This window comes from Microscilla marina ATCC 23134 (assembly GCF_000169175.1).
Classification (GTDB): domain Bacteria; phylum Bacteroidota; class Bacteroidia; order Cytophagales; family Microscillaceae; genus Microscilla; species Microscilla marina.
In genome coordinates this window covers 121,400-139,893 of sequence record NZ_AAWS01000003.1, presented here as the reverse complement: position 1 = coordinate 139,893, position 18,494 = coordinate 121,400, and the positions used below count along the sequence as shown (strand labels likewise).

At 41.3% G+C, this 18,494-nt stretch carries 15 protein-coding genes; 9 read left to right on the top strand and 6 right to left on the bottom strand.

Translation table 11 applies throughout. The annotated features are described in order from the left end of the window. Positions 1-269 precede the first annotated feature (269 nt). Positions 270-1,562, top strand: coding sequence for a M28 family metallopeptidase (locus M23134_RS03200; protein WP_198144975.1), 1,293 nt, complete (start codon positions 270-272; stop codon positions 1,560-1,562). 128 nt (positions 1,563-1,690) lie between these two features. Here M23134_RS03200 and M23134_RS03195 read toward each other — a convergent pair whose 3' ends face one another. After that, complete coding sequence (locus tag M23134_RS03195; RefSeq protein WP_002693891.1) at positions 1,691-2,713, bottom strand: patatin-like phospholipase family protein; 1,023 nt, start codon at positions 2,711-2,713, stop codon at positions 1,691-1,693. A 334-nt stretch (positions 2,714-3,047) separates the two neighbouring features. Between M23134_RS03195 and M23134_RS37465 the strand changes: the two genes are divergently transcribed. Continuing rightward, on the top strand, positions 3,048-4,508 hold the full coding sequence (locus tag M23134_RS37465; protein WP_002693889.1) for a serine/threonine protein kinase: 1,461 nt from the start codon (positions 3,048-3,050) through the stop codon (positions 4,506-4,508). 324 nt (positions 4,509-4,832) lie between these two features. Continuing rightward, entirely contained in the window at positions 4,833-6,065 is a 1,233-nt protein-coding gene (locus tag M23134_RS03185; protein WP_045112914.1) for an alpha/beta hydrolase family protein, read from the top strand. Positions 6,066-6,425: 360 nt separating this feature from the next. On the opposite strand, the gene M23134_RS03180 is transcribed toward M23134_RS03185, so the two are convergent. Continuing rightward, the gene (locus M23134_RS03180; protein WP_002693887.1) at positions 6,426-7,403 is read right to left on the bottom strand and encodes a pyruvate dehydrogenase complex E1 component subunit beta; all 978 of its coding nucleotides are present in this window, start codon (positions 7,401-7,403) and stop codon (positions 6,426-6,428) included. A 317-nt stretch (positions 7,404-7,720) separates the two neighbouring features. Next, a complete protein-coding gene (locus tag M23134_RS03175) occupies positions 7,721-8,047 on the bottom strand; it encodes a hypothetical protein (protein ID WP_002693886.1) in 327 nt (108 codons plus the stop codon). A gap of 229 nt (positions 8,048-8,276) precedes the next feature. Here M23134_RS03175 and hmpA point away from each other — a divergent pair, with 229 nt between their 5' ends. After that, complete coding sequence (gene hmpA / locus M23134_RS03170; RefSeq protein ID WP_002693885.1) at positions 8,277-9,476, top strand: NO-inducible flavohemoprotein; 1,200 nt, start codon at positions 8,277-8,279, stop codon at positions 9,474-9,476. Positions 9,477-9,596: 120 nt separating this feature from the next. Here the strand turns inward: hmpA and M23134_RS37460 are convergent, their stop codons facing one another. The 3 genes from M23134_RS37460 to M23134_RS03155 form a co-directional block, all read right to left on the bottom strand. After that, a complete protein-coding gene (locus tag M23134_RS37460; RefSeq protein ID WP_002693884.1) occupies positions 9,597-9,971 on the bottom strand; it encodes a hypothetical protein in 375 nt (124 codons plus the stop codon). Between the two features lie 167 nt (positions 9,972-10,138). Further along, positions 10,139-10,480, bottom strand: a complete 342-nt coding sequence (locus tag M23134_RS03160) for a hypothetical protein (protein WP_002693883.1) — start codon at positions 10,478-10,480, stop codon at positions 10,139-10,141. A 179-nt stretch (positions 10,481-10,659) separates the two neighbouring features. After that, positions 10,660-11,034, bottom strand: coding sequence for a hypothetical protein (locus M23134_RS03155; protein WP_045112913.1), 375 nt, complete (start codon positions 11,032-11,034; stop codon positions 10,660-10,662). Positions 11,035-11,803: 769 nt separating this feature from the next. Here M23134_RS03155 and M23134_RS03150 point away from each other — a divergent pair. The 5 genes from M23134_RS03150 (at position 11,804) to M23134_RS03130 (ending at position 18,235) form a co-directional block, all read left to right on the top strand. After that, positions 11,804-12,211: a hypothetical protein gene (locus M23134_RS03150; protein ID WP_157558309.1), complete on the top strand. Its 408-nt coding sequence runs from the start codon at positions 11,804-11,806 to the stop codon at positions 12,209-12,211. A 468-nt stretch (positions 12,212-12,679) separates the two neighbouring features. Then, entirely contained in the window at positions 12,680-12,928 is a 249-nt protein-coding gene (locus M23134_RS03145) for a hypothetical protein (protein ID WP_002693880.1), read from the top strand. A gap of 1,972 nt (positions 12,929-14,900) precedes the next feature. After that, on the top strand, positions 14,901-15,122 hold the full coding sequence (locus M23134_RS03140; protein ID WP_002693878.1) for a hypothetical protein: 222 nt from the start codon (positions 14,901-14,903) through the stop codon (positions 15,120-15,122). 128 nt (positions 15,123-15,250) lie between these two features. Further along, on the top strand, positions 15,251-15,811 hold the full coding sequence (locus tag M23134_RS03135) for a TetR/AcrR family transcriptional regulator (RefSeq protein WP_002693877.1): 561 nt from the start codon (positions 15,251-15,253) through the stop codon (positions 15,809-15,811). A gap of 402 nt (positions 15,812-16,213) precedes the next feature. Then, positions 16,214-18,235, top strand: a complete 2,022-nt coding sequence (locus M23134_RS03130; RefSeq protein WP_002693875.1) for an NADPH-dependent 2,4-dienoyl-CoA reductase — start codon at positions 16,214-16,216, stop codon at positions 18,233-18,235. The last annotated feature ends 259 nt before the right edge of the window (positions 18,236-18,494 follow it).

Sequence of the window (18,494 nt, the reverse complement as noted above, 5' to 3'; positions counted from 1 at the left end):
TTGGTATATTTATACCAAATGTTTGTATAAATATAGCTATTAAGGTTGCTTTTCAGTCAATAAGTATGAGGGCAACCTGACCACATATTGCCTGGGGCGACCGTTGTATAGACGTAGTTTGAAATGTTCACCACTAAAAAACAAGTGATTTGCCACCATTACAACGCTTATTTGAGGGTGATTAAGTTATGTTTGCAAAAAATAATTTAATTTTAGCCAGTAAACCGATTTTTATTGAATTCTATATTGTATACACTGTTTGTCAACAAATGTCCATGAAATATACGCGTTTAAGATTTGCTTTATCTATTGTTATTGGTATGTCCTGCTTTATGGCACAGGCACAGCAAGCATCTGCCCTACTCAATGGTGCAAAAAAAACCATCCAGGCACTGGCAGCCCCCGAAATGCACGGCAGGGGTTACATTAAAAACGGAGACAAAATAGCCGCTGAGTTTATTGGTCAAGCGTTTAAAAAAGCAGGGCTCAAGGCTTTTAATGACAGTTACTTCCAGAAATTCCCTATCAATATCAATGTGTTCCCTCGCAGAATGCGCCTAAAAATAGGCGGCAAAAAACTAAAACCAGGGATTGACTTTATTATTCACCCCACTTCAAAAACAGGCAGAGGACGGGGCAAATTACGCTGGCTAGATACTTTATTGCTTCAAGAGCCTATCCGCCTAAAATCGTTTTTGGCAAGCAATATTTCTAAAAATATATTGGTATACAAGGCTACGTATATGCGTAAGTTGCGGCAAAGCAACAAGGTGCCCAAAAAGCTTTTCGACAAGCTGCAAGAATCAAAAGCAGCTATAGAGCTACATACTAAGCTTACGGCTGGTTTTGCCAGCAAACCCGTCAATCGCCCTATTTTGATGGTACAAACAAGTAGCTTTGATATGACCGCACGACGCGCCAAGTTTGCTATAGACAACAAGCACCTGCAACGTTACACTACCCAAAACGTGATTGGCTATATAGAGGGGCAGCACGAGCCCGATTCTTTTATGGTTTTTACGGCACACTACGACCATATGGGGCGGATGGGCAAAAAGATTTATTTTCCGGGTGCCAACGACAACGCCAGTGGCATTGCACTTTTGCTGGAGTTAGCCAAATACTATAGTCAAAACAAACCCAAACACTCTATGATGTTTATTGCTTTTGGCGCCGAAGAAGTAGGCTTGATTGGTTCGTATTACTACGTAAAAAATCCTACGGTAGACTTGGGCAATATCAAGTTTCTGGTTAATTTTGACATGGTAGGTACTGGTGACGATGGCATAAAGGTAGTCAATGGATCGGTATACCGCAAAGAGTTTGACCGACTGACAGCGATTAATCGAAAGAAAAAATTATTACCTGAGGTAAAAATAAGGGGGCGAGCACCCATTTCTGACCATTATTTTTTTACGCAGAATGGGGTTCCTAGTTTTTATATATACACGTTGGGAGGCATCAGGGCTTACCATGATATTTTTGATCGTGACAAAACATTGCCCCTGACCAAGTTTGAACAGCTTTTTGAATTGATTACCACTTTTGCTGACAGTTTTTAATAGTGTGCACAGGGTTTAGCCATCGGCTACACCCTGTTTCACAGGTAACTAATCAATTCATCATACATTCATTTTCTATTAGCTACTTGTCGCCTGTCTTTAATGGCTTGCCACTATTTGTTTTTTTGCTACAAAAAAGTTTTTCTTATATCGCAAGTGGACTTTTCGCCTACATGCTCAAGGTTTTGTTCCAGCCATTTGTCGGCATACTTTCTTCCCAGCTCTTTGAGCTTAGTCAAAAAGCCCCAGGAGGCATTCAACTTACTTGATAAGTTAAGCGCCCACAAATCTTCTTCCGGATTAATGTTATGCATTCTTATTTTTTGAAACTCATCCCCTGGGTTGATCCCCTCTTTGAGCAAACGGTCAACAAAAGCTACCCGGCGCATTTCGAGCATCAGGCTAGAGTTAAAGCTGAGTTCGTTGATACGATCGCGAATGCCTTCTGGCGAGGTGGGTGTGTCAGGTATATTGATTGGGTTAATTTGCACCAGCATAATGTCGTGACATTGGGTATTGCTAATTAATGGAAAGATAGGTGGGTTACCCATGTACCCTCCATCCCAATAGTCTTCCCCGTTGATGGTGACTGCTGGAAACAAAGTAGGCAAACAAGCCGATGCAAGTACTGCATCTAGCGACATTTCGCTGAGGTTGAACACTTTGGCACGACCACGCCTTACATTGGTGGCGCATACATATAGTTTGGTTACTTTGCATTTTTGCAACTCTTCAAAGTTTACCAAATCGCCCAATATCTTGCGTAAAGGATTATGGTGGGTAGGGTTCAGCTGGTAGGGAGACACAAACAACGACATGACTTCGGTAGCACGGTAAAAGGGCGAGTAGTCCATATTCCCTTCAAGCCCAAAGTAACCATCCATCCAGGTAGGCTGTAATGGAGTACGCGCAGCATATTCTGAATTGGTTTTCCAAAACTTGTGCAGCAGCTCTCTGGCTGTTGAGCGCCCGCCTATATGCAAGCCATACGCCAGCACCGAGGCATTCATGGCTCCGGCACTGGTACCTACAAAACCATCCAGGATTAAGTCTTCCTGTTCTAAAAAACGATCTAATACTCCCCAGGTAAAGGCTCCGTGGGCACCTCCACCCTGTAAAGCCAGCGAGAGATGTTTGGTTTGTTTGCTCATAAGTTTTTTTTAGTCTTTTCTTTTATAGAATGATGAAGGTAGTGGTTTTATCAGAAGAAGTAATAAGTAAGTCTACCAAAATAATTGCTTTTATTTTTGTAGGCTTCACAAGTTATTTTGATAGTTTATTTAACAACCAGCACATAGTTTCGTTTGTTTAAAAATTCGTTGATTGATTTTTACCTAATTAAGACTGAATTAGTCATAAAAATATCTATTTTTATTTTTTCATAAGCTACTGTTAATCAATGTCTTGATTTACAGCTATTTTTTTATTCTTTATTTCCAAACACTCCAAATAAATTGTTAGTGCTGTAAAAGCAAATGTGATCGTATGAGTCAACAACAAACAGGCATAGGATACTATAAAATAGAAAAAACCCTGGGTACTGGCGGAATGGGCACCGTATACCTGGCGACCCATACTCAAATTGGTCGCCAGGCAGCCATTAAAGGCTTGAAGCCTCACCTTGCCAAAAACCCGGACATTCGTATGCGGTTTAAAAATGAAGCTGCCTTGATGGCAAAGCTCCACCACCCCAACATTGTAGACTTATATGATTATGTAGAATTGGGCGAGAACCTGTTTTTGGTGATGGAATACGTGCAGGGAGTTACACTGGAGCAATATACCAGCGAAATTTCAGGCCCATTGAGCGAAAGCCAGGCCAAGAGGGTGTTTGCCAAAATACTGGATGCATTTGCTTATGCTCACCAACGGGGCATCGTACACCGTGATATTAAACCTGCCAACATTATGATTACCCAAATGGGTGATGTGAAAATAATGGACTTTGGTATTGCCAAAATGGTAGACAACCAAGAGATAAACCTGACCCAGGCGGGGGTGAGGCTAGGGACTATTTATTATATGAGTCCTGAACAAATAAGGGCTTGGGAGATAGACGCACGCAGCGATATTTTCAGTTTAGGCATTACCCTATTTGAGATTCTCACTGGTAAGCTGCCTTATTCAGAAGAGTTGGGAGAGTACGATCTGAGCCAAAAAATTGTCAATGACCCGTTGCCACGTCTCAAAGAGTTTTTGCCAGCGGCAAGTAGCCATATGCAAAAAATAATAGACAAGGCGACTGCCAAAGACCCTGATCATCGTTTTCAGAATGCCGAACAGTTTAAAAAGGCCTTGTTTGATGCTACTTTGTTGGGCAAACAAGAAACTGAAGAAGAACACCTTCACCAGGTAGTATGGAACATTAACCAAGAGCAGTTGGTGCATCCACCCAAAAAGCATTTGCAACAAGTAGAAGGTAGCCCGACAAATACCCCAATGAGTTCTGAAACGGCCGAAATAGAAAACCTACCTACGGCTCAGCCCGAAAAAAATGCCGACCCAATTGACCAATCCAGCACTGAGTCACCTCAGTTTAAAGCAGAAAAAGAAGAGTTGTTGCTTAAAAATTACTTTGGCATTGTGTCTACCCGAAGGGTGCAATATTTCCGCAATCAGGATTTGTTTGAAAAGGGCAAAAAAGAGCGCTTGTTTTTATCACAGGTAATAGATGTAGAATATAGTTCACGCCGCGAACTATTGGCTGGTGCTGTGTTTATGCTCATTGCTGCCGGCCTTTTTATATTGGGGCACGTCATTACTTATGTCCTGGCTATTAGTTTTTTATTTTTTAGTATTGTGTGTTTTTCGCACTTTCCAAGCCTTACGGTAGTGCGCAAAGATGGTAAAAAAGTCAAGATGAAGGGTTGGCCCTGGCACCTCAAACAATCTAAAAAGTTTTTGGTGAGTTTAAGAAGTCAACTGAGCAAAAAGAAAAGGTTCTAACCACTTCTTTTATTTACACTATTTATCCTCAAAAATTTTATACCCATAAACCTTACCCAAGAGTACACTTTCACCGTAAGTATGTCTTAACTAAAGGTAAAAAATATCTATATTGAATTTAACGCAAAATACTGTAAAGTTAGGCTGAGTCTAAGAGCTTGTTAAACATAAGTGCGCATTTTTAATCCACTATAGAGCTTTATTTTTCATCATTCCTCATGCAGTTTGCACAATGATCTTCTTAAAGTTAATTATTTACTCAAAAACGAACTCAACCACTCTCTCTACACCTTAGAAGTGGTTTATTGATTAAAACTTATGCACATGAAAAATTTTACGAGAAAAGTACTGTCCTTTGCTTTCTTACTTTGCTGGGGGCTGGTGCTACTTACTGGTTGTACCAAAATAGTAGAAACCGATCAAATACCACAAATTTTTACTGACACCAAATACTTGGTAAGTGCCACATTGGTAGCTGATATTTCAGCCGAAAACCTCACTAATCGTTATGGTGGAGAGTATTTGCCTTTAGATAATGAATTGGAAGCTATTCAAGGGTTGCCAGGCATCAAGGTATATAAACTTGTATACAAAACTAAAGATGCGGATGGTAATGATATTACTGCGTCGGGTGCTTTTTTATATCCTATCAATACCTCCGGTGCCAAACCTTTGTTGAGTTATCAACACGGCACCATTACAACCGAAGCAGGGGCTCCATCGTCTTATGGCACTTCTGCTGACTCATTTATAGGCGGAACTTTTCTCGCCTCTTTAGGCTACGTGGTGTCTATGCCCGACTACTTGGGCTATGGCGAAAACGCTGCCGCTGATCACCCTTATGAACACCGGGCTACGTTGGCTTCAGCATCGCTGGATATGCTGCGTGCTTCTAAAGAGTTCAGCGCCAAGCAAAACATTGAGCTCAATAATCAATTATTTTTGACTGGATACTCTGAAGGTGGATCGGCCACTACTGCCCTGCACCAACTGATAGAGAGCTCGGCAAGTAGTGAGTTTACCATCACTGCCAGCACCCCAGCTGCGGGCGCTTACGACAAGATCACGTTTGCAAAGAATATTACAGTAAAAGACAAACCTATGCTCAATATTAAAAATTACTCATGGGTAATTTTGACTTATAATAAACTGTATGGCTTAAACCGTCCTTTGACTTATTATTTCAATGAACCTTATGCCACCAATATAGCCAATCAGCCTGAAGGTGAGGGCATTACTATTGACATAGAACAAAACCCTACTAAGCTTTTTACTGCTGAATTTCGCAATGGGCTACTCAACGATACAGACACTGAGTTTTTAAATGCATTGCGTGATAACTCTACTTTTGATTGGAAACCCAATGCTCCCCTTCGCTTGATTCACGGTACTGCCGATGAGTTTGTGTTGTTTGTAAACTCGCAAAGTGCTTTTGATAAAATGACTGCCAATGGTGCTACCAATGTTACCCTATTCCCAATTAACGGCACTGGGCACTTTGAGTCGGTGCCAGCGTATGTAATAGAGGTTTCTAAGTATTTTGATACTTTTAGATAATATAGGGATTTAGGTTCTGGGGTTTGGAGTACCAGGTACTCTACCCAGCTTTTTTTCTAGCGCCATCGCCTCAGATCGTGTCTCCACGAGCTGACCGAAACCTTGAAAAGCACTGTTCCCTGGCTCTGTGACAGGGCGATTTAGCTTTGCTGAGCACCGACATTCATCGGTATCTAAGGACTCGTAAACTCGGTTGTGGAGACACAAACCGAGGCGAAGATAGTCATCAAGGGATTAGGGTTTAGGCGCTAGGTACGCCCTTAACAATAAAAGGCAAGCACACCCAAGGGTATGCTTGCCTTTTTTAATATTGTTTGAGGTATACCTTCACTTGTATTGCTTAGGGCTACTCATATATATCTACTTATACATCACAGCTTTTATCGCGTCTAATGTACGTTTGGTATTGGGCAATACGGCTTCTATCAAAGTAGGAGCATACGGCAACGGTACATCCATACTATTGATCCGATGAATAGGCGCGTCTAAATAATCAAAAGCGTGCTTTTGTACATGGTAAGTAATCTCAGACGAGATAGCCGCCAATGGCCAGGCTTCTTCTACAATTACCAGACGATTGGTTTTTTGTACCGATTTCACCACCGATGCATAATCAATTGGGCGCACTGTACGTAAGTCTATTACTTCTACCGAAATGCCTTCTTTGGCAGCTTCAGCTGCGGCTTCAAGCGCTATTTTGAGCATTTTACCAAAAGTAACCAAGGTCACATCGCTTCCTGCTTGTTTTATATCAGCTACTCCCAAAGGAATCATGTATTCGCCATCAGGCACTTCGCCCTTATCTGCATACATCAATTCTGACTCCATAAATATTACAGGGTCTTCGTCTCTGATCGATGACTTTAACAAGCCTTTGGCATCATAAGGGTTAGAAGGTACTACTACCTTAAGCCCGGCGCAGTTGGCATACCAGCTCTCAAAATTTTGCGAGTGCTGAGAACTCAACATTCCAGCGTTACCAGTGGGTCCACGAAATACGATGGGTACTCCATATTGCCCTCCAGACATCGACATCATTTTTGCAGCTGAGTTTATTATCTGGTCAATTGCTACCAGTGAAAAGTTAAAGGTCATAAACTCAATGATAGGGCGGAGACCATTCATTGCCGCTCCTACACCAATCCCTGCAAAACCGAGTTCGGCTATAGGGGTATCTATTACTCTTTCGCTCCCAAACTGATCAAGCATTCCCTGACTCACCTTATACGCTCCATTGTATTCGGCTACTTCTTCACCCATCAAAAATACCCGCTCATCCCGAGTCATTTCCTCGGTCAGGGCTTCGCGTAAAGCTTCTCTGAACTGTATTTGTCTCATTGTTGATTGTGCAATTGTTGTCTATTAGTTTGGGTAAAGCTAGTAATTAGTTTATAATTTGCCAAACATCTGTACCAATCAAAAAACAGGGGGGAAAAAAAGTGCTAAGTTTGTATATTGTTTATCTATTACTCGTTAAGCCCACTTATTTTATGCTTAAAAAGATGCAGTGATTTTGATACAAAAAAAATATTCCAACAATGTGATTTTTTCAAATTGTTTAAATGCCAGATAAAAAGACTATTTCGCTCTTCAAGTCTTTCCCTTGCAGTAATTGCAAGAGGTTGCTGCAAAAAACTGGTTTTATTTATCCATTGTCAACATTGCTCACTCCTAAACTTTTCTAAATACTCAAAAAACAATTCCAAAGCGCGGTACTCATCATGTTGGGCTTCTTCCATTAGTATTGCCTCCCAAAAATCAACCTCAGGGTTGTCTTTGTAATGTCCAAGCCATTGAATGAAACCATTGTGCCCAAAAAAATCATCTTCATAAGGGTATTGACTCACATAACGCCCTACGCTATAGCCCATCAGAAAAGTAGAAAGGGTTGACAAACGGGGTTCTTTAAGGTACATACCAGGGCGTTGCTGTAGGTGTTGCAACAAAAAATCGGTCAAAGTTTCGTAAGTTTTTTCGTTCATCTTTGTTGGTATTGTAAGCAATTGATTACAAACTATAACCCGGATTAATCACCTCATAATAAACTAGTTACCCTCATACAACTTGCATCATATTCAAAGCTTATTCGAATGCTTTCTCAGCGCTGTTTTGAACATATATGATTCAGATCATAAAGCAGGTATTTTACCGTCCCTAACTTTGAGGCATTATCAAAGTAATTACCCAGAAATTATAAAATAATTTACCGTTATGATCAGTAAAGAAAACATAGCAATCGTAAAATCAACTGTGCCTGTTTTAGAGACTCAAATACATACTATTACGCAGGCTTTTTATAAACGTTTGTTTAAAAACCATCCCCAACTGAAGGAAGTGTTTAACATGACCCACCAGGCTAAAGGCAGCCAACCCAAGGCGCTTGCTACGGCTATTTTTCAGTATGCCCGCTACATAGAACAACCCGAAGTACTGAAAGCAGCTATAGCCATGATTGCCGAAAAACACGTGAGTTTGAGCGTAACTCCTACTCAATACGAGGTAGTGGGCGAAAACCTATTGGCAGCCATCAAAGAGGTCTTGGGCGATGCCGCCACTCCCGAAGTGTTGGGCGCCTGGGCAGAGGCTTATGGTCAACTTGCCCAACTGCTTATTGGAGAAGAAGAACGTCGTTATGCCAGTCGCGAAGTGCAACCAGGAGGTTTTAGGGGACATAAACAGTTTGTGGTAGCCAAAAAAGTAAAGGAGAGCGAAGTAATTACGTCACTTTATCTGCAACCCAAAGATGGTAGCCCCGCCCCTGCCTTTGTACCTGGGCAATACATTGCCCTTAAAACGAATATACCTGGCGAAGCCCACCCCCACACCCGCAACTACAGTTTATCGGATGCTTGCCAACCCGATTATTTGCGCATTAGTGTAAAAAAAGAAGGACTGGTGTCTGGTTACTTACACGATCAGGTGACTCAAGGCGACGAACTCACCGTAGGCATGCCTGCTGGTGTATTTACGTTGCAACCTTCGCAGCACCCGGTACTACTCATTGCGGGTGGGGTGGGTATTACCCCTTTGCTGAGCATGTATAAAACATTGGTAAAAGAAGGCAAACGAGAGGTAGTGCTGGTGCAGTGCACCCAAAATAGTGAAGTACACGCCTTTAGGGATGAAGTAAACATTGGCATCAATGCCAAAGCACAAGCAATGACAGTATACGACCAACCTACATTTGATGACCAGCTCAGGCAAAATTTTGATTTTGAAGGTTTTTTGTCTGCTGAAATGCTAAGACCATTAGTGAAAACTCAAAGTGAGGTATATTTGTGTGGTTCTCCGGTATTTATGAGCCACGTATTGGGCTTGTTGGAAGGATTGGGGATAACCAAAGATCAAATATTTTATGAGTTTTTTGGGCCTACCGATGCGCTCACCCCTGCCACGGTTGACTATGCATAAATTATTGGTGCTTATAAAAAATAAAAGGAGTAAGAAAAATCCTTACTCCTTTAGACATTATGAATATAAAATAAAATGAACCTTAAAAAAAGTCTTAATTGGGTTTACAAGGTTAGTGAACTATTTGCCCCCACCCTTACGCTTGGCTTTTCTTGCATCTTGCAAAGCCTTTAGCTTGGTTTGCTGTTCGCTAGTCAAAATAGTGCTCAATTCGGCACGGTAGGCTTTGCGAGCAGTTCTCAATGCTTTACGATCATTTGAAGCTTTGGCTGCATCTCTGGCTTTTTGCCAGGTAAGGTTTGCCGCTTGTAATTTGGTGGTTTGGTCAGCGTTTAGTTCCAACTTTTTGGTCAAATTCTTGGCTACTTTTTCAGCACGTTGTTCAGGCGTCCAGTCAGCCCGCTTGCCGTTTTGGGCATACGATGCATTAACCAATAATACCATCAACAATGATAGTACACTAAAACGGGTGATGTTGGCAAGAGTTGCTCTCATGATTTTGTGATTAATAAGTGATATAATAATAAAAAATACTCCCTGGGTTACAGGGTTTGCAAGCTTAGATGTATCTTTTACCCAAAGGATTAATCTAAGCCTGCTTTTTTTTCAAATTATTTCCCACACCACACATAAACCATTACTTATCAGTGCTTTACAATAATTTAATTTCTTTGTGTTTGCCTAAATTTCTTATACTGATTGCGGGTTAAAATCGTTTTTAACTCTGCATGGTAAGCTTTTCGGGCTGCTCTTACTGCGGTTTGGTCTTGGTGGGTTTTAGCCACTTCGCGGGCACGCTGAAAAGTCAGATTTGCTTCTTCTACTTTGGCGATCTGTGCCACACTTAAACCCAAACTTTTAGTCATAAGCTGTACGGCTTTTTTAGTACGCTGCTCAGCAGTTAGCTGCTTGTTACGCTGGGCGTAAGAAACTGTGTTTACCAATAGTACCATCAACAATGATGATACACCTAAGCGAGTAATGTTGGCAATGGTTGCTTTCATAATTGTAAAGCATTAAAAATATATATTGTCTTTTAAAGTATAAAAAGTTTTTGTCCTGATCTGCCAGGATGTGAGAGCTTAGACGATGCTTTTGTAAAAAGGATTAGTCTAAGCTCATTTATTTTTCACTTTTTTAAATACTATTTTTCAACAACAGTATAACTCATTGCTAATCAACTTTAGCCACGTCTACCCTTGCGTTTTTTTCTTTTCTTCATTTGCTCAAACTTCGAGTATTGCTCACTGGTTAAAATCGTTTTTAACTCCGCCCGATAAGCTTCGCTGGCACTTTTCATTGCCGCACGATCGCGGGTAGTTCTTGCTGCGTCTTTGGCAGTTTGCATTTTTAGGTTAGCTGCCTGCACCTGGGTAGTTTGGTCAGCATTTAACCCTAGTTTTTTGGTCAAACGTTTGGCGGCTTTTTCAGCGCGTTGCTCAGCCGTCAGGTTGTTGCCTCGACGTCCACGCTGGGCATAAGAAGCCGCATTTACCAATAGTACCATTAACAGTGATAATACACCTAAGCGAGTAATATTTACAACAGTTGTTTTCATTGTTCTTTAATTTTAAATGGTTGTTTTGTTCAAATACACCCATTAGACACCGATGTGTGTTTTTTATTCCCTCCATCGACTATTTTTTTTCATATTTTTGATTGTAGCCAATAAAAACACACTTTTCAAGGCTTTATTTTTTTTGAAAAAAATATCCTAAGCAATTTGATTCCCCATTTTACAAGCATACTTTTACATGTATACTAACTTTATTCTATGATCAAAATCCCTCTAAACATGCAGGCTCGCCGAAATAAAGGAAACCGAAGATTGGTGGAACCAGTTGAGCAACAAAACCCAAATTGAGCTCAATCAATTGTATAGTCTTAAGCCCCGACAAGGTTCTAGCGACCATTGCTCAGGTCACCCTGAGGTAAAACCTTCGCGGGGGTGGAGGTTTGAGGTGAATTTGCTACGATAAGCATTCAAAGAAGACTAGTACAACGGGAACTAAATTCCTAATGATTTATTCAGCGACTTTTGCCCTCTTACTTCATCGCCAAAAAGTTAGATAGCTAAGGTTCCGATATGCATCGGAATTCAGAAAGCGAACTATCCGCCATTTTCACGATTCGTTAGAGAACAAAATCCATCCAAATTAATTCATTATTTACTTAATCCCCATTGTACTAGAAACCTTAAAACCAGCTCCAAACCTGCCAGGATTCTATGACCACGCTAGAAGAGAAATACCTCTAAATGACATCGCTCTGTTCTTGCCAATTCACGTATACAATCATGCAATTTTGCCCAATACTAATTTTATTCTATGATCAAAATCCCATCAAACATGAATGCTCACCTGAACGATGCCGAAACAAGGGAAACCGAAGATTGGTGGAACCAGTTGAGCGAGGACGCACAAATTGAGTTAAATCAATTGTATAATAATGTTGAATCGGGAAATAAAGAAGCAGAAGAAAATGGGGTTGAACTCATTCCAATTGCTGTATACGGTGAGTTTGTGGAAGATGAACGCAGAGACCGACGCGAACAGGTACAAAACGACATCTGGCGACAAGGTTTTATGGAATACCTCATCAACCACGAGATTTATATCACTGGCTGGGGCAGAACCTTTCACTTAGGGGGTACCTGTCGGGCTCATCCCAAAGCGCGTAAAGCGCTCATTAGTGGGGTTTGTACCTGCCAATTACACTTGCCCTTACCAGGATAAAAGTTGTCCTATGCGAAAATTGTTGAGTAAGCAACCAGGCAAATCGCTCAGGCTACTGGCTAGGTTTAAAAAATAGCCAAGTCTGATTTCAAACACCAGTGCTTAGGTACTGGTGTTTTTTTGTAGTAGAACCAATTAAAGCAAAACCTAGCAGGTTTGCGAAGACAATTCAAACAAAAAAAATAACCTCTCCGCCTCGGGCAGTGTCTCCACACCCGATCGAAACTTCGTACTTTGCAAACTTCACAGAGGTTTCTCATTTTTTATAAGAAAGCCCTGTAATTACGAGTATGTGACTAGTGGACTCACCATATAAAGCATTGATTTTCAGTAAATTAAACTATTTCTTCTTTGTAAAAGGCGGGCTATTTTCTTATATTTATACTTTCACAGTGAAAGTAAGCCCAAGAGGTGTAAACTTGCAGGTTCTCCTCAAGGGCTTTTTGCAAAATATAAATTATTCTACATATGCAAGATGTTAATTTAAACTCAGAGGTACAAAACGTTACCATTCCTCAATCTATGATCAACATTTTTGCCCAAAGTATATACGCTCACTTGGAGGCAGTAGCACTTGACGCCAACGCTTCGCTAGAACTGTTCGAAAACCAAGAATACACTCAAGTAAAAACTTTTCTACAGGCAAATATTCAACAAATGCAATACGCGCTCAACAACGTAGAAATATTGGGTAGGATGGAACAAAAATCAATATAAAATACCAAAGCCCTGACCCATATTAGGGCTTTTTTCTTTGAATTATCTACAATAAGCATTCAAAGAAGATTTAAAACTTTCATGAGTCGTTTACAAACGTTCGGGTGAGCAGTGCTCAGGTCACCCTGCGGTAAGACCTTCGCAGGAGGTAATATTTTGAATTGTCTACAATAAGCATTCAAAGAAGATTTAAAACCTTCATAAGTCGTTTACAAACATTCAGGTGAGCAGTGCTCAGGTCACCCTGCGGTAAGACCTTCGCAAGAGGTAATATTTTGAATTGTCTACAATAAGCATTCAAGGAAGATTTAAAACTTTCATAAGTCGTTTACAAACGTTCGGGTGAGCAGTGCTCAGGTCACCCTGCGGTAAGACCTTCGCAAGAGGTAATATTTTGAATTGTCTACAATAAGCATTCAAAGAAGATTTAAAACTTTCATAAGTCGTTTACAAACGTTCGGGTGAGCAGTGCTCAGGTCACCCTGCGGTAAGACCTTCGCGGGGGTGGTGAATTTGTTTTGTTAAAACCAGCGACCAACCTGTCAGGAGGTAATATTTTGAATTATCTACAATAAGCATTCAAAGAAGATTTAAAACCTTCATAAGTCGTTTACAAACATTCAGGTGAGCAGTGCTCAGGTCACCCTGCGGTAAGACCTTCGCAAGAGGTAATATTTTGAATTGTCTACAATAAGCATTCAACGAAGATTTAAAACCTTCATAAGTCGTTTAAACATTCGGGTGAGCAGTGCTCAGGTCACCCTGCGGTAAGACCTTCGCGGAGGTGGAGGTTTAAGGTGAATTTGTTTTGTTAAAACCAGCGACCAACCTGTCAGGAGGTAATATTTTGAATTGTCTACAATAAGCATTCAAAGAAGATTTAAAACTTTCATAAGTCGTTTACAAACGTTCGGGTGAGCAGTGCTCAGGTCACCCTGCGGTAAGACCTTCGCGGGGGTGGAGGTTTAAGGTGAATTTGTTTTGTTAAAACCAGCGACCAACCTGTCAGGAGGAAATAGTTTGAATTGACTACAATAAACATTCAAAGAAGATTTAAAACTTTCATAAGTTGTTTACAAACATTCGGGTGAGCAGTGCTCAGGTCACCCTACGGTAAGACCTTCGCAAGAGGTAATATTTTGAATTGTCTACAATAAGCATTCAAGGAAGATTTAAAACCTTCATAAGTCGTTTACAAACGTTCGGGTGAGCAGTGCTCAGGTCACCCTGCGGTAAGACCTTCGCGGGGGTGGAGGTTTAAGGTGAATTTGTTTTGTTAAAACCAGCGACCAACCTGTCAGGAGGTAATATTTTGAATTGTCTACAATAAGCATTCAAAGAAGATTTAAAACTTTCATGAGTCGTTTACAAACATTCGGGTGAGCAGTGCTCAGGTCACCCTGCGGTAAGACCTTCGCAAGAGGTAATATTTTGAATTGTCTACAATAAGCATTCAAAGAAGATTTAAAACTTTCATGAGTCGTTTACAAACATTCGGGTGAGCAGTGCTCAGGTCACCCTGCGGTAAGACCTTCGCAAGAGGTAATATTTTGAATTGTCTACAATAAGCATTCAAAGAAGATTTAAAACCTTCATAAGTCGTTTACAAACGTTCGGGTGAGCAGTGCTCAGGTCACCCTGCGGTAAGACCTTCGCGGGAGGTAAAAGGTACGCCCCTACAAGGGGGATTTTAGAAAGGTTTGAAACCTTCATAAGTCGTTTACAAACGTTCGGGTGAACAGTGCTCAGGTCACCCTGCGGTAAGACCTTCGCGGGAGGTAATATTTTGAATTGTCTACAATAAGCATTCAAAGAAGACTCAAAAACCAGATTTTCGATACAAAGCACTTACCTGATTCTCAAAACAATTCAAGCCAAAAAAACAAGTGCCTCTACTTGTAGTTTATAGCTCATGACCTATCACTATTTAAGGTTAAAATGCTTTATATTCACAAGCAAAAACAAACGCCCAATGACGCACGATTTTAAGAATGTAGCCGAAGCTTTCGAATGGTTTATGAACAATGTATATCCAGGTTTGTCTACTGCCCATAAGCTCAAGCTTAAAGACGTAAAATATGATTATTACCACCCCAACCGAACGGGGGTATCGGAAAAGCGCATGCGACGGGTATTGAGTGAACACGGGAAGGTTGAAGACATTGTAAGGTACCATATCAAAGGGCGGAAATAGTTTGCTCTACTGCTTCACTTGCCCCTGCCTTTGCCCACACAATATTTTGCCTCCTTATTTTTTTCTTCTATAAAATATTTGAAAATCTCAGCCTTTCCATATACTTTTACATACTAAACGTTCAGTAAATGCCGATAAAAAAAACCACTAAAGAGGAAATTATTGCTATTTGTACCCAGGTTTTCCGCAAACAAGGGTATTACCGCACCACGCTCGATCAGCTTGCCAAGGCTAATGGATTGACTAAGGGGGTGTTTTATCATCATTTCAAAAACAAAGAAGCCATTATGCAAGAGGTGCTCAAGGCATCTTATAGTTACTTCAAAGCCAAGGTTTTCTCTATTGCTTACCAAGACCAAGTGCCCGCTCACGACCGTATGCAGCAAATGATTGAGGCGTCGAACCGGGTGTTTTCTAAAGACTGTCAGGGTTGTATTTTTGCCAATACTGCACTGGAAATCACCCACATAGAAGAAGCTTTTGCCGAATTTACAAAAGTGTTCTTTGTAGATTGGGAACGGGCTTTTGTATACATTTTAGAGAACGAATACCAACCCAACAAGGCACAACAACTGGCACATCAGATCATTGCTGATATTGAGGGTTCGTTGATTTTGATGCAGGTACACAAAAACAAGGAGTTTCTGACCAAGGCTTTTGAACGTACTATGCGGCATTTGGGCAGTTAATGCCTTGGCAGATGGCAGGGTAAAATATCACATTTGCAAATATAATAAAAAAGTTCTTAAACTTTTAACTATGTTGACTGGTTTAGGTCTTTTGACTGGCTGTATAAGTTTTTGCATACTGAGCGTTCAGTAAAACTAGTGCTTAGTCAATGCTTGGATTGGGGATAGAATGTGGATGAATAATGCAGTCAGGCGAGGCGCAAAAAACGCGCATAGCTGTAGCTACGCAAGTTTTTTTGCAACAAAGAATGACAAAATTATTCGCCGCAGTTATCCCTAAATATAACCTTGACTAAGTACTAGCCAAGGAACTGGGGCAAAAAAAGCATTCAGCGTTGCTCAAGTTACCAGGCAAAGAAATATCACTACAAAACCAATGATTAAAAAAGTATAAAAAAGATTATGTACAACAAATTACTTTCACCACTTGACTTGGGTTTTACTACCTTAAAAAACCGGGTATTGATGGGCTCGATGCACACTATGCTCGAAGAAGCTCCTAATGGATTTGAACGCGCAGCAGCTTATTATGCCGAACGTGCCAGGGGACAGGTAGGGTTGATTGTTACAGGTGGGATTGCTCCTAATGTTGAGGGCTCGGTAGCCCCAGGAGCTGCCAAGCTTGACGAACCCAAAGAGGTGGCAAAACATCAGCTCATTACCCAAGCAGTACACCAAGAGGGAGGTAAAATATGTATGCAAATTTTGCACACTGGACGCTACGCTTATCACCCAATGGCAGTGGCACCTTCACCTCTGAAAGCACCTATTGCGCCTTTTCCTCCCAAAGAACTGGACGCAGCTGGCATAGAAAAACAAATTGCGGCTTTTGTTAATTGTGCCGCCCTGGCACAAGAAGCAGGCTACGACGGAGTAGAGGTGATGGGCTCGGAGGGTTATTTGATTAACCAGTTTATTGCAAAAAAAACCAACAAACGCGAAGATGAATGGGGAGGTGCTTATGAAAATCGCATCAAGTTTCCAACTGAAATTGTAAGAAGGGTACGTGAAAAAGTAGGACCTGATTTTATCATCATTTATCGTTTGTCTATGCTCGACCTGGTAGAGGATGGCAGTACCTGGGACGAAGTGGTAACTCTTGCCAAAGAAATAGAAAAGTCGGGGGCTACTATTATCAATACAGGCATTGGCTGGCACGAGGCGCGTATTCCTACCATTGGTACTGTAGTGCCACGCGGTGGTTTTGCTTGGGTAACCAAGCGTATGATGGGCGAAGTAAACATTCCTTTGATTGCCACCAACCGCATAAACACTCCCGAAATAGCTGAGCAAGTGTTGCAAGAGGGTTGCGCTGATATGGTATCTATGGCTCGCCCATTTCTTGCCGATGCGTTTTTTGTACAAAAGGCAATGGACAATAAGTCTAACGAAATCAATACTTGTATTGCCTGTAATCAAGCCTGTCTTGACCACACTTTTCAGGGCAAGCTTACCTCTTGCTTGGTAAACCCCAGGGCTTGTCACGAAACCGAGCTTAATTACACCCCTGCCGAGCAAAAGAAAAAGGTGGCAGTAGTAGGTGCCGGCCCTGCAGGGCTTGCCAGTGCTACCGTATTGGGCGAACGTGGGCATACAGTAGATTTGTTTGAGGCTGAAGGCGAAATTGGTGGACAGTTTAATATGGCCAAGGTGATTCCGGGCAAAGAAGAGTACGGCGAAACCATTCGCTATTATGATGTAATGCTCAAAAAATACGGGGTAAATGTACATCTCAACCACCGGATAATGCTTGATGAATTGGTAGCGGGTAATTATGACGAGATCATCATTGCTACTGGAGTTACTCCACGCCAGGTCAACTTTGAAGGTGCCCACCACGCCAAGGTATTGAGTTATGCAGATGTATTGTATAAAAACAAGCCTGTAGGCAACAAGGTAGCCATTATTGGTGCCGGTGGAATTGGTTTTGATATGGCGGAATTTTTGGCGCACCAGCCAGAGCATGAGTCGCCAAGCCTCCATACTGCCAACTATATGAAAGAGTGGGGAGTAGACATGGAGTATAGCAAAGGTGGGGCGCTTACTGCTGCCGAACCTGCCCCGTCGCCCCGTGAAATTTATTTACTCAAACGCTCTACTGGCAAACACGGCAAAAACTTAGGAAAAACCACAGGGTGGATTCACCGTAGCAGCCTGAAAATGAAGGAGGTAAAAATGATGGGGAATGTAGAATACCAAAAGGTAGATGATGCAGGATTCCACATTGTGCGCGATGGCAACCCTGAGGTGCTTGCGGTAGACCATGTGGTGGTATGTGCCGGACAAGAGCCTCTACGCGATATGTACGAAGAGCTTAAGGCAAAAGGATTGAGTGTTCATTTGATTGGTGGGGCAAATGTAGCTGCCGAACTGGATGCTAAAAAAGCCATCAATGAAGCTTCTTATTTGTGTGCGAAACTGTAGATAGCCTATTTGTTAGAATTTCAATGCTGTTTCACTACGTTCGGTTCCTTGACAAAGCTTTTAGCCGTTAACTTTCATCTGTTACAGAGGGCTCACTCACTTATTTTTTTTAAGGCGCGGTAATTAAGGAAGCAGTAGTAAACTAGTATCTACCGATTTCATAAACCATTAATAATCAACGATATATAAAATCGACAATAGACTTGAGGCTGTAGAAGCTACCAACTATTCATACATAATAAACAATAACTAAAACACC